We start from the raw sequence: 26,181 nt of genomic DNA, 5'->3' as shown, positions 1-26,181 counted from the left end.
CGTCACCCGCTCCGCCCCGGCCCGCCGATCCAGCATTCGAATAATCGCCTTAACGGATTCGAACTAGGCGTATACACGCGTTCCGCGACGACGAAGCCCCGTTGCACGCCGATATAAGCGCTGCGACATGCGCTGCATGCTCGTCCCCCAATGGGACGTGACGGGCCGTTCGCCTAACCTTCGCTACGGCAAAGCACACGTGACGGGGTCGACTACACCACGCGTCGTACGACGCGACACGCGCGCCCATCGACGCGCGGACGACGACACGAATCGCGCGTGATGCGTCCCCACGACGCTGCCGATAATTTCAACCAGATACGAGACACCCTGACGACGGCCTGCCACGGGCCGTTTCAGCATGCTGATAAAGGAGCAAGCTCATGAGTGATACCCCGGTGCAGCCGACGGTCGGCGTCGGCGCGGAAGAAACGGACTTCGGCACCAAGGGAGTCATCGACCGGTACTTCGGCATTTCGTCGCGCGGCAGCACGCAGCGTCGCGAAATCGTCGCGGGCGTGACCACTTTCCTCGCGATGGTCTATTCCGTGTTCGTCGTGCCCGGCATGTTCGGCAAGGCCGGCTTCGACACGAGCGCGGTATTCGTCGCGGTCTGCCTCACCACCGCCTTCGGTTCGCTGCTGATGGGCCTGTGGGCGAAGCTGCCGATCGCGATCGGCTGCGCGATCTCGCTGACGGCGTTCACGGCGTTCGGCCTCGTGCTCGGCAAGGGCCTGCAGCCGACCGTCGCGCTCGGCGCCGTGTTCCTGATGGGCCTCGTGTTCACGGGCATTTCGGTCACCGGCGTGCGTTCGTGGATCCTGCGCAACCTGCCCGCGGGCGTCGCGCACGGCACCGGCATCGGCATCGGCCTGTTCCTGCTGCTGATCGCGTCGAACGACGTCGGTCTCGTGATCAAGAATCCGGGCGCCGGCCTGCCGGTCTCGCTCGGCCAGATCACCGCGTTCCCGGTCATCATGTCGGTCGTCGGCCTCGCCGCGATCTTCGGGCTCGAGAAGCGTCGCGTGCCCGGCGGCATCCTGCTCGTCGTGGTCGCAATCTCGCTGATCGGCCTCGCGTTCGATCCGGCCGTGAAGTATCGCGGCATCTTCGCGCTGCCGTCGCTGAGCGCACCGGGCCACGCGTCGCTGATCGGCGCGATGGACATCAAGGGCGCGCTGTCGATGGCCGTGCTGCCGAGCGTGCTGGCGCTCGTGATGACCGCCGTGTTCGACGCGACCGGCACGATCCGCGCGGTCGCCGGTCAGGCGGGCCAGCTCGACGAGAACGGCCGCATCATCAACGGCGGCCGCGCGCTGACCGCCGATTCGGTCAGCTCGATCTTCTCCGGCTTCCTCGGCGGTGCGCCGGCCGCGGCCTACATCGAGTCGAGCGTCGGCGTGGCCGCCGGTGCGAAGACGGGCCTCGCGGCCGCAGTGGTCGGCGTGCTGTTCCTGGTCGTGATGTTCTTCTCGCCGCTCGCGGGCCTCGTGCCGTCGTACGCAACGGCCCCCGCGCTGATGTACGTCGGCCTGCTGATGCTCGGCAGCGTGAACAAGCTGCACATGGACGACATGGTCGATGCGATGTCGGGACTCGTGTGCGCGGTATTCATCGTGCTGACCGCGAACATCGTGACCGGCATCATGCTCGGCTTCTCGACGCTCGTGATCGGCCGCATCGCCAGCGGCGAATTCCGCAAGCTCAACGTCGGCACCGTGCTCATCGCGGCCGTGCTCGTCACGTTCTATCTCGGCGGCTGGGCGATCTGACCGCGCATCATGCGCGACGCCGCCGGCACAAGGGCGGCGCGCATCGGGACGATCCCGTCTCCTCCACCATCGTCGTTGATGGTCTCCAGGCCTGGAAACGCATGTTTCCAGGCCTTTTTTGTCGGTGCGGCCGGCTTTGCGGCGCGTCGCGCCGCGAGTGCGCATGCGGTGCTACGATCACGTTTTGTCCCCCGGAACGCCCATGAATCCGTTCGGCATCGTCTCTGAATCAGACACGCGGGCCGCGGCGAGCAAGCCGCCTTTCATCCCGTCGTTCGGCTTCGTCGAAGTTCATGAATCCCGGCCGATCGACGCGCCGCCGTCGCGCATCATCGACGCCGTGGCCGCGCTCGACATGCGCGCCGATCCGGTCATCGATGCGCTGCTTGCCGTGCGCGAATCGCCGGCGGCCATCGCGCGTGCGCTGGCCAACCGCCGCGCCGAAGGCGCACGCGAACGCTTCGGCTTCGATACGTTCACGCTGCTGCATCGCGACGAGACGTCGCTGTCGCTGGGGCTCATCGGACGCTTCTGGCGCCCGACACCCGACGTGCGCACGATCGACGACGCCGAGGCCTTCGTCCGGCACGACGATCCGCGCGATGCGAAGCTGGTGCTGCGGTTCGAGGTCGTCGGACTGTCGTCCGGCACGCGCCTGCTGCGCACCGAAACCTTCGTGCACTGTCCGAGCACGCGCACGCGCCTGCTGTTTCTGCCGTACTGGCTCGCGATCCGGCTCGCGAGCGGCTGGATCCGCCGCCGCACGCTCGCGGCCGTCGAACTGGCGCTTGCCTGACACACCCGGCCGCCACGATATCTTCACGCGGTGCGTCGTAGCGCGGCGCATCGCGACGACGTCACGCCCCGCATGCACCGTCATCTGCAATCCTGATCGGTTCGCCGTCGATCTCGACGAAGAAATGCCGTAGCGTGCCCCGCGGTTTTTGTTCCGCCCGGCGTTCGCCGCCGCGGCGCGCTACCCTATCGATCTTCGCGCCGGCGCCCCAGCCCGCCGCCAGATCCGAACCAATCGATGACCCGCATCCGAAACCACCTGAACATCGCGCAACTCCAGGCGTTCGTCTCCGCCGCGCATCTCAAGAGCCTGCGCGCCGCCGCGCGCGAACTCGGCGTCACGCAGCCCGCGATCACGCATACGATCCGCGAGCTCGAGTCGGCGCTGAACGCGGAACTGCTCGCGCGCAGCGTGCGCGGCGTCGAGCTGACCGCGTGCGGCCATGCGCTGCTGCCGCGCGCCGAGCAGCTGCTCGGCGACATGCGCCGCACCGTCGAGGCCGTCGAGCAGGTGAAAGGCGAGATGTCCGGACGTGTCGCGGTCGGCACGATGCCGTCGATCGCGCTGACCGCGCTGCCGCGCGCGGTCACCGCATTCCGCCAGTCGATGCCGAACGTGAGCCTGCATCTGGTGGAATTGACGGTGCCGGACGCGCTCGCGCAATTGCGCAACGGCACGCTCGACATCGCTGCGATGCACCATGTGCCCGCGCTCGACCGCGATTTCACGCAGGTGCCGCTGCTGTCGACCGAGTTCACCGTCGTGATGCGCGAAGGCCACCCGCTCGCGCACGCGCGCCGGTTAGAGGAACTGCTCGACGCCGAATGGATCGTCACGGTCGGGGCCGAGCAATTCCCGCACAGCGTGATGGTTGGAATGTTCGAGGCGCGCGGGCTGCCGCTGCCGAAGCGCCTGCTGCGCTCGCCGATGTCGTTCGCGGTGACGCTCGGGCTCGTGGCGCGCTCCGACGTGATCGGCTGCTTCACGCGCCCGCTGGCCGCGATGGTGGCGCCGCTCGGGATTCGCACGGCCGACCTCGACGAAAGCATGCCGCACTTCGACCTGTCGATCATCGCGCGCCGCGACCTGCTGCCGACGCCGGCCGTATCGCAATTCGTCACCTGCCTGCAGCGCGCGGTCAACGAAACGCTCGGTTGAATCGTTCCTACGTCTGAAACGGTCGTGCGCCGCACGCATGGCCGTCGGGTCCGGTATCGGGGCATGTCCTAGGCGCCCTGCCGGTATTTTGTCTTGATAATCTTGCGCACGTCGCGCGCCCGCATCGGGCAGCGAAACGGACAGCTCGACGCGAAGCCGCGCCGGGCCGAAGGCTTACGGCGCGGCACAACCGCGCACCCATCGAACAAAACGAGGAGTCACCGAGTGAAAAAGATTCTTGCGGCTGTGACCGTAGCCCTGCTCGCCGTATCGGCCGGCACTGCATACGCGAAGGACTGGACGACCGTGCGCTTCGGCGTCGACGCAAGCTACCCGCCTTTCGAATCGAAAGGCGCTGACGGCAAGGTGGTCGGGTTCGACGTCGACCTCGGCAACGAAATCTGCCGCCGCATGAACGCGAAGTGCGTGTGGATCGAAAACGACTTCGACGGGATGATCCCGGCGCTGAAGGCACGCAAGTTCGACGGCGTCCTGTCGTCGATGTCGATGACGCCGGCGCGCCAGGAACAGATCGCGTTCTCGTCGAAGCTGTTCAACACGCCGACGCGCCTCGTCGCGAAGAAGGGTGCCGGCCTGATGCCGACGGCCGAATCGCTGAAGGGCAAGTCGGTCGGCGTCGAGCAGGGCACGATCCAGGAAACCTACGCGAAGACGTACTGGGCCCCGAAGGGCGTGAACGTCGTGCCTTACCAGAACCAGGACCAGGTCTACGCCGACCTGATCTCCGGCCGTCTGGACGGCGCGCTGCAGGACGCGGTGCAGGCTGAAATCGGCTTCCTGAAGACGCCGCGCGGCGCGAGCTTCGATTTCGCCGGCAAGGACATCGACGATCCGAAGACGCTCGGCAACGGCGCCGGCATCGGCCTGCGCAAGGAAGACACCGACCTGAAGGCGAAGATCGACGGCGCGATCGCCGGCATGCGCAAGGACGGCACGTACGACAAGATCGCGAAGAAGTACTTCGATTTCGACGTGTACGGCAAGTAACACCGCGCAACGCGCGCTTCGCATCCGCGCAGACGGGCTCCACAAGGAGCCCGTTTTTTTTGCCCGCGCGCGACGAAAGACTGCGAGGTATGCATGCACGACGGGCCGCGGCACCGTTATTTTTTATGCAACAACCCGATGATTCGTAAAGGAAATTGACTTGCCCGGCGCGCGGTTTGATAGGTTCGCGCAAGGCAACGTACAATCGATCTTCCACGCATACCGGATCACTCGCGGCTGCGCCGCCCTCCCCTCATCATGCAAACGCAGACCCATCCGCTGATTTCCCCCGCCGTCGGCACCGAACGCCAGATCACGAGCTTCCACTACGGCCCGCGCGGCCAGAAGAAGGTCTACATCCAGTCGTCGCTGCACGCGGACGAACTGCCCGGCATGCTGGTCGCCGCGCTGCTGCGCCGCAAGATCGCCGCGCTCGAGACGGCCGGCAAGCTGCGCGGCGAGGTGATCATCGTCCCGGTGCCGAACCCGATCGGCCTGTCGCAGCATGTGTTCGGCGATCACCTCGGCCGCTTCGAGCTCGGCTCGATGCAGAACTTCAACCGCAATTTCTACGATCTCGCGGCGCTCGTGCTGCCGCGCATCGAAGGCCGCCTGACGAACGACGCGCAGCGCAACCTCGCCGCGGTACGCGCCGCGATGCGCGAGGCGCTGGACGAACAGAAGCCGCGCACCGAGCTCGAATCGCAGCGCCTCGCGCTGCAGAAACTGTCGTTCGACGCCGACATCGTGCTCGACCTGCATTGCGACAGCGACGCGGTGATGCACCTGTATACGAACCCCGATCTGTGGGAAGACGTCGAGCCGCTGTCGCGCTATCTGGACGCGCAGGCGTCGCTGCTCGCGCTGAATTCGGTCGGCAATCCGTTCGACGAGATCCACAGCTTCTGCTGGTCGGATCTGCGCAACCGCTTCGGCGATCGCTTTCCGATCCCGAACGGCGCAATCTCCGTCACGGTCGAACTGCGTAGCGAGCGCGACGTGTCGTACGAACTCGCGGAGAAGGACGCGCAAGCGATCGTCGAATACCTGACCGAGCGCGGCGTCATCGACGGCACGCCGGCGCCGCTGCCGCCGCTCGCGCATCCGGCCACGCCGCTCGCGGGCACCGATCCGCTCGTCGCGCCGGTGTCGGGCGTGATCGTGTTCCGCACGCCAGTCGGCGCGTGGATCGAGGCCGGCCAGGACGTGGCCGACATCGTCGATCCGCTGACCGATCGCGTGATCACGCTGAAGAGCAGCGTGTCGGGCGTGCTGTACGCGCGCCAGATCGTGCGCTTCGCGACCGCCGGGATGGAAGTCGCGCGGATCGCCGGCGCGACGCCGATCCGCACCGGGTCGCTGCTGTCGGCCTGAGCCCCTGAACCCCTGCGCCGCCTGAGTAGCGGCCGGCCCGCGCGCCGCAGCACGGCGCGCCAACGAAATCGCCCGCTTGCGCGGGCGATTTGCTTTTCGGTCTGGCGCGATGCCCGCGACGCGGGCTGGCCACGGCCGACGTTCAGAACGCCGGCACGATCGCACCGCCGAACTTCTGGTCGATGAACTTGCGCACGTCGTCCGATTCATAGGCCGCGACGAGCTTCTTCACCCACGGCTTGTCCCTGTCCTGCGCGCGCACCGCGATCAGGTTCGCATACGGCCCGCGCAGATCCTCGATCGCGATCGCATCCTTCACCGGCGTGAGCCCGGCCTTCACCGCGTAGTCGGTGTTGATCGACGCGGCGTCGAGGTCGGGCAGCGCGCGCGGCAACTGCGCGGCGTCGAGCTCGACGATCCTGATCTTCTTCGGATTCTCGGCGACGTCGAGCGGCGTCGCGTTCACGCCGTTCGTGCCGGCGCCCGCCTTCAGCTTGATCACGCCGTATTTCTGCAGCAGCAGCAGCGCGCGGTTGCCGTTCGACGGATCGTTCTGGATCCCGACCTTCGCGCCCACCGGCAAGTCCTTGAGCGACTTGAGCTTCTTCGAATAGAAGCCCATCGGCGCCGTGTACGTCAGCCCGACGTTGACGATCCTGTAGCCGCGCTGCTTGATCTGGCTGTCGAGAAACGGCTGGTGCTGGAAACCGTTCGCATCGAGGTCGCCCGCGTCGAGCGCCGCGTTCGGCTGCACGTAGTCGTTGAATTCGATGACCTTGATCGCGAGGCCTTCGCGTGCGGCGACTTTCGTCACCTCGGTCCAGATCTGCGCGTCGGGGCCGCTCATCGTGCCGATCTTCAGCGTCTGGGAGTCGGCGTGCGCGCCGGGCGCGGCAAAGGCCAGCGCCGCGGCAAGCGCGCCGAGGCCGGTCAGGATCGAACGTCGCATGGTGTCCTCTTGTCCCGTGTCGTTGTTGAAGCGCGCATCGTGGCACGGGGCCGGAACGGCACCAACCAAGCTTATTTCATGTGCATATTCCGGATCCCGATCGAATCTCAGGCGGAATCGGTATAACTCCGTGCTGTACAACCGGGCAGAATCCAGTGTCGCTTCGGCACCACAGATTCGTCATATGACAAAGCCTGTCACATTCATTACGTGGCCCGCCGATAAAGTTGCGACCGGTCCGTGAAAGCGCCCATAGAGAGCGCCGGAACCGCAACTGGACACGCAATTTACTCGCTCGGAGAATCCTTTGAACAAGAAACTGTTGACCATCGCCATCCTCGCAGCAACGGCTGGCGCGGCACACGCACAAAGCAGCGTGACCCTGTATGGCGTCATCGATGCCGGTATCAGCTACGTGAACCACAGCAAGACCGCGAACGGCGGCAGCGGCAAGCTGTTCAAGTACGACGACGGCGTGGCCCAGGGCAGCCGTTGGGGCCTGCGCGGCACCGAAGACCTCGGTGGCGGCCTGAAGGCAATCTTCGTGCTCGAAAACGGCTTCAACAGCGGCAACGGCACGATCGGCCAGGGTGGCGCGATCTTCGGCCGTCAAGCCTATGTCGGCCTGAGCCAGTCGCAATACGGCACGGTCACGTTCGGCCGCCAGTACTCGTTCTCGACCGACATCCTCGGTTCGAACTACTCGACGGGCGGCAATACGGTCGCGGGTAACTACGCGTACCACGTGAACGACATCGACCAGCTCACGTCGAGCCGCATCAACAACTCGGTGAAGTTCCAGAGCGCGAACTACGCCGGCTTCACGTTCGGCGCGTTGTACGGCTTCTCGAACTCGACCAACTTCGCCGGCGCACCGTCGACGACGACGGGCACCACGACGACGGCCGGTTCGTCGCGCGCATACAGCTTCGGCCTGAACTACGCGAACGGCCCGTTCGCACTCGGCGCCGCATACACGGACATCCGCTTCCCGAGCCAGTCGACGCCGGCATTCTCGACGTCGATCGCGAACATCGCGCTGACGAACATCCGCGACCTGCGCACGTACGGCGTCGGCGGCCGCTACATCTTCGGCCCGGCAACGGCATGGCTGCTCTGGACGCGCACGCAGTTCACCCCGATCGCGGCTGGCGCATCGGGCACGTTCTACAACGCGTATGAAGCAGGCGTGAAGTACGCGATCACGCCGGCCCTGTCGGCAGCAGCGGGCTACACGTACACGAACGCAACGCAAAGCGGCAACTCGGCGCACTGGAACCAGGGCAACCTGGGCCTCGACTACGCGCTCAGCAAGCGTACCGACGTGTACGGCCTGGTTGTCTACCAGAAGGCGTCGGGCAACGGCGTGCAAGCGCAGATCGGTTCGAGCTCGAGCTACTTCAGCACGTCGGGCAACGGTTCGTCGAACCAGCTGGCCGCTCGCGTCGGTATCCGTCACAAGTTCTAAAGCATCCGCTTAACTGTCCGCTCATTTCGCGGACGACGACGGCAAGAAGCGCCCCGCTCCACGCGGGGCGCTTTTTTATGGGCTTTTAAGTTTCGCTTAATTCTGGGCTGAGAGGATGCTCTCACCCCCCCTGTTGGCCGCCTGAGCATCGGCGGCTTTTTTTTTGAGACCCACTACGGCACCGGCATCAACTGCCCACAAGACAGGATCGGAGCCCAAGATGATCGAAGATACCGTTTTCAGCCATCTGCACGCGATTCTGACGCGCCGGCATTCGCTGCCCGTCCAAAGCTGCCGCGTGTCGGTGGAAATGCAGCGCCCGTGGGGCCGCCCGTACCGGCTCGTCGAATGGACGATGCATCTCGACGCGCCCGCGCGACGCCAGATCGTGCCGGCCGAATCGACCGACGAAGAGATCGCCGAGGTCGTCGCGTCGCACGTGCCGGGCCGACTGTACGGCGACGGCCGGCTGCAGTTCTGACTCCCTCCGTTACCCGCCGTTGCCCGCATCGCGGCCGGCCCGCACGCATCGTGCGGCACTCGGTCTCGTTTGACGCGGCAACGAAGTCTGCTACGCTGCGCGTTTTCGTCCACGCAACACACGATGGAAAACGCATTCAACGAACGCGGCGTGATGGTCACGCGCAACGGCCTGTCGGCCGCCGGGCAGGTCTTCCCGCTGCGTGACATCCGCAACGTCGATGTCGTCAAGATCCCGAAGAATCGCCTCGTGCCGTCGCTGATCTCGCTGATCGGCGTGGCCACCGCCGTCGCAGGCGGCATCGGCGCATCGAGCGCCGCGCTGGTCGTCGGCGTGATGCTCGCCGTCGTCGGCTATCTCGCCTGGACCACGCAGGACATCACATACCGGCTGATGGTCGAGATGCCCGACGGCAAGCGCGAAGCGCTGTCCAGCGTCGACGCCGAATTCGTCGAGCGCGTCGCGCAAGTCGTGCGCGATGCACGGACGCCGACGGCCACCGGCTGATTTCCGCTGCGCGCGCCGACCACCTACTATTGAATGAGCGGCACGCCGCCGCGTCGTTCGAGGAGGTCGGCATGAACGCCCAATCGCTGTCCGGCATGCTGCGCGCGCAGGAACTGCTGCTCGTCTCGATGATCCGCGCGCTGCCGCCCGACACACGCAGCGTGCTCGTCGACCTGTACGCCGAACAGCTCGCGTTCGCCGAACAGGCCGGCTTCGAAGGCCACGGCGATCGCGCGACGCACGACGCGTTCATCGCGCATGCGCGCAACCTGCTGATTCGTATCGAATCGCTGGCCTAGGGCCGGCCCGCTTTCACCGCATGTCTCGCCGCGCGGCTCACCCGATCCGCGCCGACGCTGCGCGTCCGCACGCGCCGCTTTTCGCCCTTGAATCGATAATAATTCTCATTTACAACGGCGAAATTATCCATTTCCTGTCAATTCTCCGTTCGCCGCCAGCCGCGCGCGAACGGGCCAGCCAGGTGAACGCGCCACCCCGCCAGCCTTCGAGCTAGTCATCGTCAATGGGAGACCACCTGTGCATTGCTATCCGGCGACGGGCCGCCACCGGTCATGGTGCCGGCGTAGCATGCGCGTATCGTCGCGTCCGTGCGGCAACCTCACTCAATGCTCGACGTCCGCGACACCGAACGTCCGCATTTTCCATCCCAGCCGCACCGCAAGCATGCGCGTCGTGAAGCCCGCCGCCAGCGCGACCACCGACGCCAACCCGGCATCGATGCCGAGATGCTGGATCCCGACGTACAGCGTGCCCGTGAAGAACGCGACGCTCGCATACAGTTCCTCGCGCAGGATCAGCGGCATCTCGTTGCACAGCAGGTCGCGCAGCATCCCGCCGCAGACACCCGTGATCGCGCCGGCCAGCACGACGATGATCGGCGCGGCGCCCGTCGACGCGCCGATATCGCAGCCGATGATCGTGAACGCTGCGAGACCGATCGCGTCGACGGTGACGAACAGCGTCTTCATCCGCGCGACGTGCCGCGCGGCCCATGACGCGACGGTCGCCGCGGCGAGCGTGATCACGAGGTACACGGGATGCGCGATCCAGCCGAGCGGATAGTGGCCGAGCAGCACGTCACGCACCGTGCCGCCACCGAGCGCCGTCACCGCGCCGACGAACGCGAGCCCGAAGCGGTCCATCCCGCGCCGCATGCCCATCAGCGCGCCCGACATCGCCTCCGCGACGATCGCGATCAGATAAAGCGTATGCATCGCGCGCCTCAGTCCTGGGTACGGAACAGGTCGAGCACACGTTCGCGCTCGGCCGCATCGACGGCTGCGGGCATCGGCTCGTCAGGCTTGCCCTTCTCGCCCAATGCATACAGCGCCTCGGAGGCCGGCGCGCCGCCGCACGCGAAGCGGCTGCGGATAAACGGCGGCACGTCCGCCGTGCACGTGCCGCGCGTGTATTCGGCGTACACGAAATCACCGTCGACGAGCGCAACGTCCTGCGGCGGCGTCGCATCGACCGGCGTGCGTCCGTCGACGGCCGTCTTCATGTAGTCGAGCCAGACCGGCAGCGCGAGCGTCGCGCCGGTCGCGCGTCCCATCGGGCGCGGCGTGTCGTAGCCGAGCCACGCGACCGCGACGATCCCCGACGAGTAGCCAGCGAACCAGACGTCCTTCGATCCGTTCGACGTGCCCGTCTTGCCGGCCGCGTCGTCGCGACGCAAGGCGAGCGCGCCACGCGCGGTGCCGGCCTTCACGACGTCGCGCAGCATGCTGTCCATCACGAACGCGTTGCGCGCCGACACGACGCGCGCGCCTTCAGGCGTCGTCGCCTCGTACATCGCGCCGCCGTGACGCTGCTTCACCGACAGGATCAGGCGCGGCTCCATCCGCGTCCCGCCGTTCGCGAACACGCTGTATGCGCTCGCGAGTTCGAGCGGCGTCACCGCGCCCGCGCCGAGCGCGAGCGGCAACGACGCCGGATTGCGCTGCGCGTCGAAACCAAAATGCACCGCGTGCTGCTGCACGTAGCGCGCATCGGCGGCCTGCATCAGGCTGACCGCAACCAGGTTCTTCGAGCGCACGAGCCCGCGCCGCACCGGAATGAAGCCCTCGTAGCGGTTGCCGAAATTGCGTGGGCGCCACGGCCGCGCGCCGGTTTCCTCATGGGTGAGCGTGCGCTGCGTGTCGTCGACCAGCACGCCCGGAAAGTAGCCCTTCTCCAGCGCCGCCGAATAGACGAATGGCTTGAAGCTCGAACCCGGCTGGCGATACGCCTGCAGCGCATGGTCGAACACGTTGCGGTTGAAATCCGCGCCGCCGACGAGCGCGAGCATGTCGCCCGTCGCCGCATCCAGCGACACGAGCGCGCCTTCGAGCCCGTTGCGCGCATCGCGCTTCGTGCCCGGCTGCCGGCTCAGCGTGCGCTGGAGCGCGGCTTCGGCCGCGCGCTGGTCGCGCATCGAGATCGTCGTGGTCACGTCGAGGCCGAGCGTATAGGCGTCGTCGCGAAAGCGCTCGACCATCATCCGGCGCGCGCGCTCCGCGACGTACGGCGCCGCGATGATGCCGGGCGGCGGCGTGGTCGCCAGCGCGATCGGCATGTCGGCCGCGGCGCGATACGTCGCGTCGTCGAGCTCGCCGAGCGCATGCATGCGGCCGAGCACGTAGTTGCGCCGCGCGGTCGCGCGCGCCGGATTGACGACCGGATTGAACGCGGACGGTGCCTTCGGCAATCCGGCGAGCACGGCCGCTTCGCCCGCGCTCAGCGCGTCGAGCGGCTTGCCGAAATACACATTCGCGGCCGCCGCGAACCCATACGCGCGCTCGCCGAGATAGATCTGGTTCATGTAAAGCTCGAGCAGCTTGTCCTTGCTGTACTCGCGCTCGAGCTTGATGGCCATCAGGATCTCGGCAAGCTTGCGGCTCAGCACCTTGTCGCGCGTCAGGTAGAAGTTGCGCGCGACCTGCATCGTGATCGTGCTGCCGCCCTGCCCCGGCTGTCCCGTCACGACGTTCGCGAACGTTGCGCGCGCGAGGCCGCCGATATCGATCGCACCGTGCTGGTAGAACTTCGCGTCCTCGGCCGCGAGCAGCGCGTGCCGCATGAGCGGCGGAATGCGTTCGAGCGGCACGAACTCGCGGCGCTCGACGCCGTACTCGGCCAGCAGCTCGCCATCGCGCGAGAAAATCCGCAGCGGCAGCGCGGGACGATACACGGCCAGGTGCTCGACGGATGGCAGCTGCGTCCAGATGCGGTGGATCGCCCATGCGCCGATGCCCGCGCACGCGAGCGTCAGGCCGACCAGCGCACCCGCGAGCATGCGCCATGCACGGCGCGGCGACGTAGGAGGCGGTGCCGGTGGCGGCGGAAGATTGGCTGGGTGATCGGTCATGCAGGCTCCTTCTTCAATGCGGCGAACGCGGGCGCGCAACAGGCGCCCATCGGTCACGGAAGGCGCGCATTGTCGAAGGGATGCCGGGATACCGGAACATTCTTTAGCCTAAGTTTTGCTAGCTAAATTTTATTTAGGAAGGGTTGCGCGGGCGGCTGTGCCGGGCGAACCGCGCGGCGCACGAGCCAGTTCGCCTGTACCATCGTCCGCATGTTCGACACGTACCTGCGCCAGTGGGACCTCGCTCCCGACGGCGGCCCGATCCTGACCGCGAGCGGCGGCGTGCTGCCCGTCGTCTGGCACGCGCGGCCCGCGATGCTGAAGGTCGCGACCTGCGACGAAGAGCGCCGAGGCAATGCGCTGATGACGTGGTGGAACGGGGATGGCGCCGCGCGCGTGTGGCTGCACGACAGCGACGCGGTGCTGCTCGAACGCGCGCAACCGGCACCCACGCTCATCGGCCTGTCCGTCGCGGGCCACGACGACGATACGATCCGGATCGCATGCCGCGTGGTCGCGCGGCTGCATGCGCATCGCGCACCGGCAACGCCCGAGGTCGTGCCGCTGACCGACTGGTTCCACGCGCTGCTGTCGCACGACACGGGCGATGAAACGCTGCGGCGTTCGGCCGCGACGGCGCACCGGCTGCTGGCCGCGCCGCCCGTCGACGAAGTCGTGCTGCACGGCGACATCCATCACGGCAACGTGCTGCACTTCGGCGATCGCGGCTGGCTGGCGATCGACCCGAAGGGGCTGCGCGGCGACCGCGCGTTCGATTACGCGAATCTCTTCTGCAATCCCGCGCACGACATCGCCGTCGATCCCGCCCGCTTCGCGCGGCGCTGCGCGCTCGTCGCCGAGGCCGCGCAACTCGACCGCCGCAGGTTGCTGCAGTGGATCCTCGCCTGGGCCGGCTTGTCCGCGGTCTGGCTGATGGAGGACGACCTGCCGCCCGATACGCGTGTGCAGGTCGCGAGGATGGCTGCCTCGGCGCTCGACGAGTAGCGTGCGACGGCCGTCACCACTTCGGCTGCATCGCGTAGCGGCGCCCATGAAAAAACCCGCCGGCATGCACCAGCGGGTTTTCGTGTCCGACGTGCGCGACGCTTAGCGCGCCGGATTCAGCGTCAGGTTCATGTGACGGTTCACATCCTTGTACAGCAGGTAACGGAAGCGGCCGGGGCCGCCCGAATAGCATGCCTGCGGGCAGAACGCGCGCAGCCACATGAAGTCGCCCGCTTCCACCTCGACCCAGTCCTGGTTCAGGCGATAGACGGCCTTGCCTTCGAGCACGTACAGGCCGTGCTCCATCACGTGCGTCTCGGCGAACGGAATCACGCCGCCCGGCTCGAACGTCACGATGTTCACGTGCATGTCGTGACGCATGTCGCTCATGTCGACGAAGCGCGTCGTCACCCATGCGCCGTTGGTGCCCGGCATCGGGATCGGCTCGACGTCCTGCTCGTTGGTCACGAACGCTTCCGGCAGCGCAATGCCGTCGACGACCTGGTAGTGCTTGCGGATCCAGTGGAAACGCACGGCGGCATCGCTGACGTTGTGCAGCGTCCAGTCGGCGCCCGGCGGGATGAAGGCGTAGCCGCCCGGCTTCAGCGTGTGCTGCTTGCCTTGCAGCGTCAGTTCGGCCTCGCCTTCGACGACGAACAGCACGGCTTCCGCGTTCTTGTCCTGCTCGGGCTTGTCGCTGCCGCCACCCGGATTCACTTCGACGATGTACTGCGAGAAGGTTTCGGCGAAACCCGACAGCGGACGCGCGATCACCCACAGGCGCGTGTTGGTCCAGAACGGCAGCCAGCTCGTGACGATGTCGCGCATCACACCCTTCGGAATGACCGCGTACGCCTCGGTGAACATCGCACGATCGGTCAGCAGATCGGTCTGCGGCGGATGGCCGCCATGCGGCGCGTAATACGTTGTCTTAGACATAAAGCATCCAGGCAATGGGTTGGTCCGGCCCCGGGTGGCAACGGCAGGCGCGGCACGCGTGTGGGGCACGCATGCGGCGGCGGGACATCGCTGCCGGGGTGGCTTGAAAGCGCGGGCGCCTTCGTTCGGTCGGCCAGGCTTCGCGACGGGCCCGCCCGGTTCAGCGGGCGGGGGCGAGCCATGCTTGCGGGTCCGGCGGCCGGGCCGCGGACACTCGGGGTCATGCGGCGGGGCACGGGGGACGGCACGGTTCGATTCCGTACGCGGGCAGCGCTGACGATAGCGAAGTCGATCCCGATCGACCAATTAAATGTTGCGATGACATCCATTCGATTTCGCACTACCCGCCATTGCGCGCGATGGCCCGTGAACGCGTGCCGCGGACACGTCCGCGCATCAGGGAAATCCTGATGACCGGGCGGCAACGCGTCGATCGACGAGTGCGAAATGAGGATGACCGAACCTGCGCGGCTGCATGTCGATGCAACTGGCGATGTCGTCTACAAGCGGGAAAGGTGAAGCGGGAGAGAGCGTGCCAACCCGTCGAGCGGGGCCGGGCATGGACTGCCGGAGAGGGTGGAGGGCCGCCGGTCTTGCCGGCGACGGCGGCCCGGCTGAGGCCGCCGGACCGGCTGTCGGATCGGGTGCCGACGTGCCGGGCGCGCCGGTGCGCAAGCCGCGCACCGTGCCGCGCCCGCGGCGATCAGTCCCAGTCGCGGTGGTGGCGATGCTTGCGGTGACGATAGCCGCGATCGCCGTGATCGCGTTCGTACGAGCTGCGCGACATGTTGCCGCCCAGCGCCGCGCCTGCGCCACCGCCGACGGCCGCGCCCAGCAGGCCGCCCGTGCGGCCGCCCATTGCGTTGCCGGCTGCGGTGCCTGCGCCGCCGCCGAGGGCGCCGCCGATGATTGCGCCGGTGCGCTCGCGACGGTTCGACGTCACGGCACCACCCGCGCCGCCGCCGATCGCGCCGCCGATGACGGAGCCGGTGCTGCCACCGACCGCGCCACCGACCGCTGCGCCGGCAACCCCGCCGAGCGCGCCGCCAAGCGCATTGTTCAGGTCACCGGCCATTGCCGGCAGTGCGGTCGCGCCGGTCAACGCGGCGACGACGAGAGCGGGGGCGATTTTCTTCCACATTCCCGTATTCTTCCTTGTTCGCAATCTGGTTATCGAAAGTCCGCTCGATACGACGATCTGAATCGATCGACGTCGATGCCGGCATTGTGCCGAATCCCGGACCAATTCATTTCAATGAGCTTGCGGCGAAGAATAGCACCGGTCGAGCCGGCTTGCCGTCGACATTCTGGTAACAAGTTGTTTACCGGAAGAGGACCGGAAAAGGTTGCCGGAAACCGCCGCCAAAGCACGCCGGCAGGGGCTCCGGCCCTGGTCAAGCCCCGTTTTTCGGCAATGCCGAACGTGCCCCGTCGCGCGGGTTCGGACACACGTGGCAACACATCGGAGGCGCGCCGCGAGCCGGCAGCGTCGCCCGGGTCGTTCGGGCCATACGAGGGTCAGTACACACCCGGAATCAGCCGCCAGGTGTGCGCGCAGTACGCGTCGTATTCGGCGCCGAATTGCGCGCGCAGCAGCGCCTCCTCGGAACGGATGCGCGCGACGAGCGGGATCATCGTCAACGCGACGAGCAGCAGCCCGACGCCCGAGCGGAACGCCAACGCCCAGCCGGCCGCATTGACGAGCAGGCCGAGATAGCTCGGGTTGCGGATCCTGCGATAGATGCCGTCCGTCACCAGCGTATGGCCGGGCTGGATCGCGACGAGCCCGCTGAAGCGCTTGCCGAGCACGAACACGGGCCAGATGCGCAGCACGCCGCCCGCGACGTACAGCACGACGCCGATCCAGCGCACCGTGGCGCCGAAGGTCCACACGTCGAGCCGGTCGGTCAGCGCCGGCACATACGCGAGCAGCAACCCGCTGGCGCCGAAGGCCGCGAGCACCCAGCGATTGTCGCGGTTCTCGCGCTCGCCGGCGCTCAGGTTGCCCTCGGTCAACAACGCGACAGCGGCCAGCGCGAGCGTTGCGACGGCGATGACGGTCAGTTGCGGATGCGCGAAGAAGGCGGCAAACCCACCGATGCCGAGCACGGCGAGCCCGAGATAGACGAGCGTGGAGACGCTCGCAGCGATTGCGAACTTGCGCGTAACGGCCATGGCTTGCCTCGCCGGAGGGGGCTTTCCTGTGAAGTATAGGAACCCGGGCGGGCGATGCGCACGCGAGCCGTCATGCGGCGCGCGAGTTTTCCCTGCGAGAGGCGGCGGCGCGTCGAACGACGCGCTCGATCGACGCGCGGGCGGCGCCCGCGGCCGCCGCCCGGTCAGCGAATGCGGAAGTTGCCGCCGATTCCGACGCTGACCGGCGGTGCGTAATAGGCCGGCGCATAGCCGTAGTAGGCCGGCGCGGGCGCGTAGCCGTAAGGCGGCGCGACATAGCAGCCGGACAGGCCGCCGATCAGCGCAAACGTGATGAGAACTTTGTACATGGCTCGATTCCCGGCAAGAAGGACACGTCGCATCGCGCGAAAGCCATGCCGTCGCAGCCCTTGACGGCCGGCACGCAGAGGCAACCGGCGGCAACCGGCCCGTCCTGTCGCCCGATGCAGCAATGCGCGGAGTCTAGCGCCGGAGCCGCCAGGCCGAGTTTCGCGAGCGGTTACACGTGTTACGTGGTGTGACCGCTGAAACAGGTGCGAACGGCGTCGCCGCACGCGCCCGCTGGCGCCGCCCGAATCACGAGCCGTCCATGCGTTACACGAAACGCGCGCGGATACGCTCGGCGAGCGATTCGAGCGTGGCCGCGTCGGCGATGTCGCGCGCGTGCATCCGCAGGTCGACGCCTTCCCAGCGCGGAATCACGTGGAAATGCACGTGCGGGACCGTCTGGCCCGCCGCCGCGCCGTTGAACTGGCCGATGAACACACCGTCCGGCACGAGCGCCGCGCGCACGGCCGCCGCGACGCGCTGCGTCATGCGGATGCCTGCCGCCGCCGCGTCGCCGGACAGCTCGAAGATCTGCGCGGCCGGCTCCTTCGGGATCACGAGCACGTGACCGTCGGCCTGCGGCATGAGATCCATGATCGCGAGCGTTGCGTCGTCTTCGGCGACCTTCACGCACGGCAGTTCGCCGCGCAGGATCCGGGCGAACGGGTTGTTGTTGTCGTAGGACATGGCGTTTTCCGATTTTGCGATTGCGGTTTGACTGGGAACGATGCCGGACGATTATCGGCCGACGGCGGGTCGGATTTCAACTTGTCAGGCGGTGTCGCGATCGCGGTGAACAATGCTTGCCGGCTCGCGTGTCGTGTCGCTCGCCGGGTGGAATATCCGGCCGTCGCCATCCGTTTATTCCGGGTGCGGGTTCGCACGGCAAGACCGCGGATCCGCCCCGGACCGATCCCAACGCGCTGGTGGTCGGCCCGACCGGCCTCGCGTACGCCCCGAACATCGACGTGCCGTATGTCGCGTCCACCGACGACAACACGAATACCGCGACGATCTGGACACTGCGTTCGGACGACAGCAACGCACAATGACGCACCGCGTGGACGGGCCGAATGCGGCCCGTTCGAACCTGCGCGATCGACACATGCGATTCGCACACGCCGGGCACCATGCCGCCTGATCGACGCCGCCCGGCGTCGCCACTCCCGCGATTGCCACCGCTCGCCCGAACCTGCGACACTGCCGGATCGTTGCCGGCCGGCACGCCACCGAGGACGCTCGCGCATGACGATCCCCTTCAAATCGCTGATCCTGCGCGGCGTCGCCGTCGCGCTCGTCGCCGCGCTCGGCTATACCGGCTACATGCTGTCGCGGCTCGCCCCGATCGCGACGGGTTATGCCGCGAAGGCGCTGTGTTCCGGCGTGTTCGTGTCGGGCCGTCCGGCCGCGTCGGTGATCGATGTCGACATCATGGCCGGCGTGCACCCGCTGCTGAAACTGGTGCGCCCGTCGATCGATCCCGAGCATCATCGTGCCGTGGCAACGTTCGCCGGATTCGCGCAACGCGAGGCGGACTTCCGGCCCGGGCTCGGCTGCACGCTCGCGCTCGGGCCGTCGCCCGGCGTGCTGCCGGCGGCGCTGCCGCCCGTCCCCGATCCGCCGCCCGCGCAGGAAGCGACGCCGGCCGCACCGCCCGCCGGCATCGACGCACGCAAGCTGCAGGCCGCGCTCGACCGCGCGTTCGATGAACCCGATCCGGCGCGGCCGCGGCGCACCCGCGCGGTCGTCGTGATGTGGCGCGGCCAGGTCATCGCCGAACGCTATGCGCCCGGCTTCACGGCCGACACGCCGCTGCCCGGCTGGTCGATGACGAAGACCGTCACGGCCGCGCTGGCCGGCATGCTCGTCGCGCAGCACAAGCTGTCGCCGGACGCGTCGGCGCTGCTGCCGGAATGGCGCGACAGCGGCGACCCGCGCGCGGCGATCACGCTCGACGAGCTACTGCGGATGACGAGCGGCCTGCAATTCAACGAGGACTACGACGACCCGCTGTCCGACGTTGCCGTGATGCTGTTTACGCAGCCAGACACCGCGCGCTTCGCGTCGGCCAAGCCGCTCGCCGCGCGGCCCGGCACGCAGTGGTACTACTCGAGCGGCACGAGCGCGATCGTCGCACGTGTGATGCGCGAGGCGATGGGCGGCACCGAGCGCGACTACCTCGCGTTTCCGCGCCGCGCGTTGTTCGCGCCGCTCGGGATGCGCAGCGCCGTGTTCGAACCCGATGCGGCCGGCACGCTCGGCAGCGCGTCGTTCATGTATGCGAGCGCGCGCGACTGGGCGCGCTTCGGGCAGCTTCTGCTGCAGGACGGGGTGTGGGACGGGCAGCGGCGGCTCCCGGAAGGCTGGGTGCGCTACCTGACGCGCGCAACGCCACTGTCGACGCGCGGAGAATTCGGCGCGCATCTATGGGTCAAGGTGCCGGAGCCGTTCAACGATCGCGATCCGCACGCGCGCCCACTGCCCGCCGATGCGTTTCATGCGGTCGGCCATGAAGGCCAGTTCGTGAGCGTGGTGCCGAGCCGCGAGCTGGTGGTCGTGCGGCTCGGTCTGTCGCGGCCGGAATCCGCGTGGAATCACGAGGCGTTTCTCGCGCGCGTGCTCGAGGCCGTACCGGCATCCGGCATGTGACGTGCCGCGGGGAGGCAGCGTTGCAGCGGCAGTCACGCCGCCGCGACGCGCGTGAGATGCAATGCGTTACGGGTTCGCGCTGCCCGCGTACTGCTTGAAGCCCTCGCGCGTCGCCAGACGCTCGATGTAGCGCTTCACCGCCGGGAATTCGGGGTGCTCGAACGGCGTGCCGAACCAGCGGTTCACCGACAGGCCGATCGGAATGTCGGCGAGCGTGAAGTGGTCGCCGGCCACGAACGCGCCGGTCGCCTCGAGCTGCGCGTTCAGTATCTGCATGTGCTTCGTCCAGCCCGCGATCGACTGCGCGATCGCCGCCGGGTCCTGGTGATCGGGCGACTTGCGCACGAGGCCGAGGAACGCACCCACCCACGAACGGTTCAGGTCCGTGCCCTGCCAGTCGATCCACTGGTCGACGCGTGCGCGCGCCCGCGGCTCGGCCGGGTAGAGCGCGTCGCCGCCATAGCGGTTCGCGAGATAGCGAATGATCGTGTTCGACTCCCACAGCACGAAGTCGTCGTCCTTGATGACCGGCACGAGGCCGTTCGGGTTCAGCGCGAGGTAGGTCGGATCGTTGGTCGTGCGAAAGCCCGCGCCCCAGTCTTCCTGTTCGAACGGCAGGTTGAGTTCGGTGCACAGCCACAGCACCTTGCGAACGTTGATGGACGGGATCTTGCCGAGGATGTGCAGCATGCAGGCTCCTTGTGAGGTCGAATGCGAAGCGTTCGGACCGCGCGAAACGGCCCGAACGCGCTCCTGCCGAAGTTATACACGAGCTCACGGGAATCGACAGGCCGTCAGGCGAAATCGCTGCGCGCGGCCCCGCTGCTTCGCTTACACAGGCTTGACCACCATCAGAAAATACACGCTCAGCATCGCGAAGAACGCCGGATAGCCCAGCAGCTCCCAGCGCTTCGCATAACGCCAGTAGCGCGCCGGCAGCTCGGCATCGCCATTCGCATGCGCGAGCTTCGCCATCGCGGCCAGCTCGATCTGGAGCCACACGACCGGCAGCCAGCACGCGCCCGCGACCGCATACAGCACGATCGACGCGATCAGCCACGGCGTCGTCCACGGCCAGCCGGCCGCATGCGCGAGCCACAGCCCGGACGCGGGCTGGAACAGCACGGCCGGCGTCGTGAACCACCAGTCCGCGCGCACCACGAGGCGCGACACCGCGGCGATCGCCGGCACGGAGCACGTGCGGTTCGCGAAGAACAGGTAGAACGCGGTGCCGAAGCCCGTACCGACCATCAGCACCGAGGACAGGATATGCAGCGTCTTGATCACGAGATAGGTGCTCATGCGTGTTCTTCTTCTGAAAAGAGGATCAACAGAATCGCGAGAATCGGCACGTTCTTCAGCACGGGGCCGAACGGCTCGGCGAGCAGGCCAGGCATCGTGGCCGCGATGACGGCCGAATACGCGACGATCAGCGCGCCTTGCGCGGCCCACAGACGGCGGGACGGCGCGGCGACGGTCGCCACGCCGAACGCGAAGTCCAGCGCGCATGCGCCGTAGAGCGCGATCAGCGCGGGCAGTCCGCTCAGGTGGGCGCGGGCGAGCATGGCGAGGCTGTCGTGCCGCGGATGGATGAACGCGCTGGCGACGGCCGTCCAGATCCAGACGATCGCGAGCGCGCCGAGCAGCAGCGGCCGCCGCCACATCGCGAGCGCATCGCAGCGCAGCGCGGCCGCGTTCGCGCCGATGAAATCCCGCACCCCGCGCGGCGGCCGGCCAAGCACGGCCGCGAGTGCGGCGGGATCTCCGGTATTGCCGCCGCGCAGCATCGTCCACGTGTCGCGGGTCAGCATCGCGCCCGGCATCGTGCCGAGCAGCGCGGCCGCCGTGCCGACCAGCGGGCTCGGCAGCGCGACGCGCGCCGCCGGCGGGAAACCCAGCGCGGCGCGATAGACGCTCAGCATCTCGCGATACTCGACTTCGTCGCCACCGACCGCGTCGATGACCGGACGGCCGGCCGCCGGCGCATCGACGAGCCGCGCGACGAGCTCGGCGAGATCGTCGACGTGCACGGGGCGCAGCCGCTGATGGCCGCCCGCAGGCAACACGTGCACGGGGAGGCTCGCGAGCATCCGGAAGAACCGGGCGGACGTGCCGGCGGTTCCGTAGACGAGTGCCGGACGCACGATCCGGTAATCGAGCGGCAGCGTCTGCAGGAAGGTGTCGGCCGCGTGCTTGCTGGCGAAATACGGCGTGTCGCCGCGCTCGACGCCCAGCGCCGAGATCTGGATCACGCGTCGCACGCGGGCACGGCAGCATGCGGTGAAGAGCGCGCAGGGCGCCGCGCGATGCACGGTGTCGAACGTCGCATCACGCCGGTCGGCGATGATCCCGACCGCATTGATCACCACGTCGACGCCATCCAGCCGGGCGAGCCACGCGTCGGGATCGACATCCTTCGCGAAGTCGATCGCGACGTCGTGCGCGCCGACCGCATGCCGCACGCCGCGCAGCACGCGATGGCCGCCGGCCTCGAGCCGCGCGCTCAGCGCCCGCCCGATGAAGCCGTTCGCGCCGCAGACGAGGATGTTCATGTCGCCCTCCGCGATGCGGAATGCCGGCGGATCGGCAGCATGATCTCGTTCATTTTTTCATCCTCTCTGTACAGTTATTTCTGTAAAGACAGAAATATTGAACCCAAAAAAAGCGGGCTGCGTGCCCGCACGTCCGGTGCGCCGCCTACTTCGACGACTTGCGCCTGACCGTCTGGCTGATCTTCGCGCCGATCCCGAGCGCCTTCATCAGCGTATCGGGCTTGAGCCGCAGCATCTCGTCCGACCAGGTCGTGAGCGTCTCGACGAACTGCAGCGTGTCGCGAATGCGCTGTTCGGTTTCGCGGCTCTCGTCGGCGATCTCCGGGCTCGTCAGGCAATCGCGCAGCACCGTGAGCGTCGGTTCGATCTCGCGTTGCCGCCGCCCTTCGACGATCAGCTTGAACAGTTCCCAGATGTCGGTCGACGTCTCGAAGTGGTCGCGGCGATCACCCAGCACGTGCACAACCTTCGCGAGCCGCCACGCCTGCAACTCCTTCAGGCTCGTGCTGACGTTGGAGCGCGCGACGTTGAGCGTCTCGGCGATCTCGTCGGCCGCGACCGGCCTTCCGGTCAGGTACAGCAGCGCGTGAATCTGCGAGACGGTGCGGTTGACGCCCCACCGCGAGCCCATTTCGCCCCAGTGGAGGATGAATCGTTCGGCAATCGGTGTGAGTTCCATGTCGGGAAATTTAGTTTTTTCAGTTATTTCTGTCAAGAGAGAAATAGCTGGCCGCTACGCAAATCGCCGCGTCGATGGTCCGACCCCGCGCAACTGCGAATGCCGTCACCGCCCGCGTTTCCCGCCCTGCCCGCCCGCTTCCATTACAATGCGCGGGATTTTTCCGATTTCAGGCCGTCCCCCGCCTTTCTGAATAGAGGTTTCCATGATCATCAAACCGCGCGTGCGTGGCTTCATCTGCGTGACGACTCATCCGGTCGGCTGCGAAGCCAACGTCAAGGAACAGATCGACTACGTGACTTCGCACGGCCCGATTGCCAACGGCCCGAAGAAGGTGCTCGTGATCGGCGCGTCGACGGGCTATGGCCTCGCCGCCCGGATCTCGGCCGCGTTCGGCTCGGGCGCGGACACGCTGGGCGTGTTCTTCGAGCGCGCCGGCAGCGAAACGAAGCCGGGCACCGCCGGCTGGTACAACAGCGCCGCGTTCGAGAAGTTCGCCGCGCAAAAGGGGCTCTATGCGCGCAGCATCAACGGCGACGCATTCTCCGACAAGGTCAAGCAGATCACGATCGACACCATCAAGCAGGATCTCGGCAAGGTCGACCTGGTCGTCTACAGCCTCGCGGCACCGCGCCGCACGCATCCGAAGACGGGCGAAACGATCAGCTCGACGCTGAAGCCGGTCGGCAAGTCGGTCACGTTCCGCGGCCTCGACACCGACAAGGAAGTGATCCGCGAAGTCTCGCTCGAGCCGGCGACGCAGGAAGAGATCGACGGCACCGTCGCCGTGATGGGCGGCGAGGACTGGCAGATGTGGATCGACGCGCTCGCTGAAGCCGGCGTGCTGGCCGACGGCGCGAAGACGACCGCGTTCACGTATCTCGGCGAGCAGATCACGCACGACATCTACTGGAACGGCTCGATCGGCGAAGCGAAGAAGGATCTCGACAAGAAGGTGCTGTCGATCCGCGACAAGCTGGCCGCGCACGGCGGCGATGCCCGCGTGTCGGTGCTCAAGGCCGTCGTCACGCAGGCAAGCTCGGCGATCCCGATGATGCCGCTCTACCTGTCGCTGCTGTTCAAGGTGATGAAGGAAAAGGGCACGCACGAAGGCTGCATCGAGCAGGTGTACGGGCTCCTGAAGGACAGCATGTACGGCGCGACGCCGCACGTCGACGACGAAGGCCGCCTGCGCGCGGACTACAAGGAGCTCGATCCGCAAGTGCAGGCCAAGGTCGTCGCCATGTGGGACAAGGTGACGAACGAGAATCTGTACGAGATGACCGACTTCGCCGGCTACAAGACCGAGTTCCTGCGCCTGTTCGGCTTCGAGATCGCCGGCGTCGACTACGACGCGGACGTGAACCCGGACGTGAAGATCCCGGGCATCATCGACACCACGGTCTGACGACCGGGCCCGCCGCGCACGACGCGGGGCGGCGGGCCGACTCTCCAGCAGCAAAGCCCGAACGGCGTCACCCCGTGCGGACACGTCCGCCGACAGCGCGGTCGCACTTGCCGTGCGAGCGCGTCGGCAGCGCCATCCGCGGATCGGGCGATCGCGGCCCGCGTTATTCCACCGCCCTTGCGGCATCCCACAGCGGCTGTCCGCCCAGCGCCGCATGCCACGCGCCGAAACGCGCGCGCCACGACTCGAACGGCTCCTTCAGCGGATGACGCGGATCGTCGCTGAGCGCATAGGCCATCCCCTCGATCAGCCAGCGCGGCTTGGTCGCCACCGCGAAGTTGCCGAGCACTTCGGCCTGACGATGATGGATCAGCTCGTGCGCAAGAAAGTAGGTCTGCCAGCCGCGCGGCGCGACGATCACGCCGAAATCCCCGAGCGTCAATGCCGCGCGTTCGCCCAGACCGAACTTGTCGGCACACTCGTGCGTCGAGCAGAACACGACGCGCGGTGCCTCGCGAAACGGGCCCACGGCCGCCGCCGCGCGCGCATAACCGTCACGATAGAGCTGCTGCGCGGCGCCGAACTTCGCGGCATCGTCCGTGCAGATGTCCGCGCTGGGGCACGACACGCCGGGAAGCAGCGCGGGCGCGACGACGCGTAGCGGCTTGACGAGCGCATAGGCGGCAATCGGCACCGCGACGAGCAGGCCCGTGAGGGCGAAGGCGACATGGGAGCGTTTCATCGAGGCGGCGATTCCGTTGGCATGGCGGTGGCGTGTTCCAGCTCGAATATATCGGAGCGGCGCCGGCGCCGTCCGACATTTTTCCGTCCGGCGTCCGGCGTCCGGCCCACGGCCCCGCTCCGCCGCACTGCGCGCCGATCGCGAACCGGAGTGCGATCGCATCCAGCCCGGTTACGCGAGCTGCTTGTGAAAATACGTCGTCGCGCACAATGCGCCGTCGGGCATCAGCGCGAAGTTCGGCACGACGCCGACGCGCTGCCAGCCGGCCCGCTCGTACAGGCGCTCGGCATCGCCGCCCGTCACGGTGTCGAGCACGAGCACGGTCTTGCCGGCATCGCGCGCGGCTTCGTCGGCAGCCGTCAGCAGCCGCGCCGCGATCCCCTGCCGGCGTGCATGGCGCGACACGAGCATCTTCGCGATGTCCGCGCGATGCGGCTGGTTCTCCGGCTGCGCGGTCACGACCTGAACGGTGCCGACGATCCGGCCGGCGACGTCCTCGGCGATGAGCAGGATGCGCTCGCCGCCCGCGACGCCATCGGCGACGCGCGTCCAGAACGCAACGGCGGTCGAACGCTCGATCGGCAACATGAAGCTGACGGACGCGCCACCCTCGACGCAATCGATCAGCACGTCGGCCAGCGCGTCGATGCACGCATGCGCTTCGCTCGCATCGAGGCGGCGCACGGTCACGGGTTCGGTCATACCCTCTCCGGTATATCAGGTGGGGCACGCGTTCGGTCGGCGTGCGCCCGGATCGAATGGAACGCCGGCGTGCGGTCGATGCATGCGCAACGGCGGCCGCTGCAAGGCAACACGGCGCCCGGC

General features: G+C 67.5%; 27 protein-coding genes. 13 read left to right on the top strand and 14 right to left on the bottom strand.

The features are described 5' to 3' along the window. The first annotated feature begins 383 nt into the window (after positions 1–383). The 5 genes from WS66_RS01160 (at position 384) to WS66_RS01140 (ending at position 6,108) form a co-directional block, all read left to right on the top strand. A complete protein-coding gene (locus WS66_RS01160; protein ID WP_059608106.1) occupies positions 384–1,772 on the top strand; it encodes an NCS2 family permease in 1,389 nt (462 codons plus the stop codon). A gap of 202 nt (positions 1,773–1,974) precedes the next feature. Beyond that, positions 1,975–2,568, top strand: coding sequence for a DUF2867 domain-containing protein (locus WS66_RS01155; protein WP_059608105.1), 594 nt, complete (start codon positions 1,975–1,977; stop codon positions 2,566–2,568). A gap of 237 nt (positions 2,569–2,805) precedes the next feature. Continuing rightward, the gene (locus WS66_RS01150; RefSeq protein ID WP_059608104.1) at positions 2,806–3,726 is read left to right on the top strand and encodes a LysR family transcriptional regulator; all 921 of its coding nucleotides are present in this window, start codon (positions 2,806–2,808) and stop codon (positions 3,724–3,726) included. A 225-nt stretch (positions 3,727–3,951) separates the two neighbouring features. Next, positions 3,952–4,734 (top strand): ABC transporter substrate-binding protein, encoded by a 783-nt coding sequence (locus tag WS66_RS01145; RefSeq protein WP_059528597.1) that lies wholly within the window; start codon positions 3,952–3,954, stop codon positions 4,732–4,734. 258 nt (positions 4,735–4,992) lie between these two features. Beyond that, entirely contained in the window at positions 4,993–6,108 is a 1,116-nt protein-coding gene (locus WS66_RS01140) for a succinylglutamate desuccinylase/aspartoacylase family protein (RefSeq protein WP_059608103.1), read from the top strand. 142 nt (positions 6,109–6,250) lie between these two features. Here WS66_RS01140 and WS66_RS01135 read toward each other — a convergent pair whose 3' ends face one another. Continuing rightward, positions 6,251–7,057: a MetQ/NlpA family ABC transporter substrate-binding protein gene (locus WS66_RS01135; RefSeq protein WP_059608102.1), complete on the bottom strand. Its 807-nt coding sequence runs from the start codon at positions 7,055–7,057 to the stop codon at positions 6,251–6,253. A gap of 307 nt (positions 7,058–7,364) precedes the next feature. Here WS66_RS01135 and WS66_RS01130 point away from each other — a divergent pair, with 307 nt between their 5' ends. The 4 genes from WS66_RS01130 to WS66_RS01115 all read left to right on the top strand — a co-directional run bounded on the left by WS66_RS01130 (position 7,365) and on the right by WS66_RS01115 (position 9,812). Beyond that, positions 7,365–8,525, top strand: a complete 1,161-nt coding sequence (locus WS66_RS01130) for a porin (RefSeq protein WP_059608101.1) — start codon at positions 7,365–7,367, stop codon at positions 8,523–8,525. 220 nt (positions 8,526–8,745) lie between these two features. Then, on the top strand, positions 8,746–9,006 hold the full coding sequence (locus WS66_RS01125; protein ID WP_059528608.1) for a DUF2866 domain-containing protein: 261 nt from the start codon (positions 8,746–8,748) through the stop codon (positions 9,004–9,006). 123 nt (positions 9,007–9,129) lie between these two features. Continuing rightward, positions 9,130–9,513 (top strand): DUF6232 family protein, encoded by a 384-nt coding sequence (locus WS66_RS01120; RefSeq protein ID WP_059608100.1) that lies wholly within the window; start codon positions 9,130–9,132, stop codon positions 9,511–9,513. Between the two features lie 71 nt (positions 9,514–9,584). Beyond that, complete coding sequence (locus WS66_RS01115) at positions 9,585–9,812, top strand: hypothetical protein (RefSeq protein ID WP_059608121.1); 228 nt, start codon at positions 9,585–9,587, stop codon at positions 9,810–9,812. Positions 9,813–10,136: 324 nt separating this feature from the next. Here WS66_RS01115 and WS66_RS01110 read toward each other — a convergent pair whose 3' ends face one another. Together WS66_RS01110 and WS66_RS01105 are read right to left on the bottom strand one after the other, a co-directional pair. Beyond that, positions 10,137–10,748: a trimeric intracellular cation channel family protein gene (locus WS66_RS01110; RefSeq protein ID WP_059608099.1), complete on the bottom strand. Its 612-nt coding sequence runs from the start codon at positions 10,746–10,748 to the stop codon at positions 10,137–10,139. A gap of 8 nt (positions 10,749–10,756) precedes the next feature. Next, on the bottom strand, positions 10,757–12,880 hold the full coding sequence (locus WS66_RS01105) for a penicillin-binding protein 1A (RefSeq protein ID WP_059608098.1): 2,124 nt from the start codon (positions 12,878–12,880) through the stop codon (positions 10,757–10,759). Between the two features lie 210 nt (positions 12,881–13,090). Between WS66_RS01105 and WS66_RS01100 the strand changes: the two genes are divergently transcribed. Beyond that, positions 13,091–13,885 carry an aminoglycoside phosphotransferase family protein gene (locus tag WS66_RS01100; RefSeq protein WP_059608097.1) on the top strand — a complete coding sequence of 265 codons (795 nt, stop codon included), beginning with the start codon at positions 13,091–13,093 and terminating at the stop codon, positions 13,883–13,885. A gap of 102 nt (positions 13,886–13,987) precedes the next feature. Here WS66_RS01100 and WS66_RS01095 read toward each other — a convergent pair whose 3' ends face one another. The 5 genes from WS66_RS01095 to WS66_RS01080 all read right to left on the bottom strand — a co-directional run bounded on the left by WS66_RS01095 (position 13,988) and on the right by WS66_RS01080 (position 18,013). Then, positions 13,988–14,824 carry a bifunctional allantoicase/(S)-ureidoglycine aminohydrolase gene (locus WS66_RS01095; RefSeq protein ID WP_059608096.1) on the bottom strand — a complete coding sequence of 279 codons (837 nt, stop codon included), beginning with the start codon at positions 14,822–14,824 and terminating at the stop codon, positions 13,988–13,990. Between the two features lie 703 nt (positions 14,825–15,527). After that, positions 15,528–15,965, bottom strand: a complete 438-nt coding sequence (locus tag WS66_RS01090; RefSeq protein WP_059608095.1) for a hypothetical protein — start codon at positions 15,963–15,965, stop codon at positions 15,528–15,530. A 377-nt stretch (positions 15,966–16,342) separates the two neighbouring features. Next, positions 16,343–16,999 (bottom strand): methyltransferase family protein, encoded by a 657-nt coding sequence (locus WS66_RS01085; protein WP_059608094.1) that lies wholly within the window; start codon positions 16,997–16,999, stop codon positions 16,343–16,345. 164 nt (positions 17,000–17,163) lie between these two features. After that, positions 17,164–17,328 (bottom strand): hypothetical protein, encoded by a 165-nt coding sequence (locus WS66_RS34000; protein WP_006760791.1) that lies wholly within the window; start codon positions 17,326–17,328, stop codon positions 17,164–17,166. 265 nt (positions 17,329–17,593) lie between these two features. Continuing rightward, on the bottom strand, positions 17,594–18,013 hold the full coding sequence (locus WS66_RS01080; RefSeq protein ID WP_059608093.1) for an HIT family protein: 420 nt from the start codon (positions 18,011–18,013) through the stop codon (positions 17,594–17,596). A gap of 116 nt (positions 18,014–18,129) precedes the next feature. On the opposite strand from WS66_RS01080, the gene WS66_RS01075 reads away from it, so the two are divergent. Continuing rightward, a complete protein-coding gene (locus WS66_RS01075) occupies positions 18,130–18,378 on the top strand; it encodes a hypothetical protein (protein WP_159086499.1) in 249 nt (82 codons plus the stop codon). Between the two features lie 193 nt (positions 18,379–18,571). Next, positions 18,572–19,975, top strand: coding sequence for a serine hydrolase domain-containing protein (locus tag WS66_RS01070; RefSeq protein WP_059608092.1), 1,404 nt, complete (start codon positions 18,572–18,574; stop codon positions 19,973–19,975). Positions 19,976–20,041: 66 nt separating this feature from the next. Here WS66_RS01070 and WS66_RS01065 read toward each other — a convergent pair whose 3' ends face one another. From WS66_RS01065 to WS66_RS01050, 4 genes are all read right to left on the bottom strand, one after another. Further along, positions 20,042–20,665, bottom strand: coding sequence for a glutathione S-transferase family protein (locus tag WS66_RS01065; protein ID WP_059608091.1), 624 nt, complete (start codon positions 20,663–20,665; stop codon positions 20,042–20,044). Between the two features lie 141 nt (positions 20,666–20,806). Next, on the bottom strand, positions 20,807–21,277 hold the full coding sequence (locus WS66_RS01060) for a DUF2269 family protein (RefSeq protein ID WP_059608090.1): 471 nt from the start codon (positions 21,275–21,277) through the stop codon (positions 20,807–20,809). Continuing rightward, on the bottom strand, positions 21,274–22,527 hold the full coding sequence (locus WS66_RS01055) for an SDR family oxidoreductase (RefSeq protein ID WP_059608089.1): 1,254 nt from the start codon (positions 22,525–22,527) through the stop codon (positions 21,274–21,276). Before WS66_RS01055 ends, WS66_RS01060 begins: the two co-directional genes overlap by 4 nt. A gap of 145 nt (positions 22,528–22,672) precedes the next feature. Next, positions 22,673–23,206: a GbsR/MarR family transcriptional regulator gene (locus WS66_RS01050; protein ID WP_059608088.1), complete on the bottom strand. Its 534-nt coding sequence runs from the start codon at positions 23,204–23,206 to the stop codon at positions 22,673–22,675. A gap of 205 nt (positions 23,207–23,411) precedes the next feature. On the opposite strand from WS66_RS01050, the gene fabV reads away from it, so the two are divergent. After that, entirely contained in the window at positions 23,412–24,614 is a 1,203-nt protein-coding gene (gene fabV / locus WS66_RS01045; RefSeq protein WP_059608087.1) for an enoyl-ACP reductase FabV, read from the top strand. Between the two features lie 163 nt (positions 24,615–24,777). Here fabV and WS66_RS01040 read toward each other — a convergent pair whose 3' ends face one another. Both WS66_RS01040 and WS66_RS01035 read right to left on the bottom strand, forming a co-directional pair. After that, the gene (locus WS66_RS01040) at positions 24,778–25,356 is read right to left on the bottom strand and encodes a hypothetical protein (RefSeq protein WP_059608086.1); all 579 of its coding nucleotides are present in this window, start codon (positions 25,354–25,356) and stop codon (positions 24,778–24,780) included. Positions 25,357–25,527: 171 nt separating this feature from the next. Continuing rightward, the gene (locus WS66_RS01035) at positions 25,528–26,058 is read right to left on the bottom strand and encodes a GNAT family N-acetyltransferase (RefSeq protein WP_059608085.1); all 531 of its coding nucleotides are present in this window, start codon (positions 26,056–26,058) and stop codon (positions 25,528–25,530) included. Positions 26,059–26,181 lie beyond the last annotated feature (123 nt).

The sequence above is a fragment of the Burkholderia sp. LA-2-3-30-S1-D2 genome (genome assembly GCF_001523915.2).
GTDB classification, from domain to species: domain Bacteria; phylum Pseudomonadota; class Gammaproteobacteria; order Burkholderiales; family Burkholderiaceae; genus Burkholderia; species Burkholderia diffusa.
This window is presented reverse-complemented; position numbering and strand designations above follow the sequence as displayed.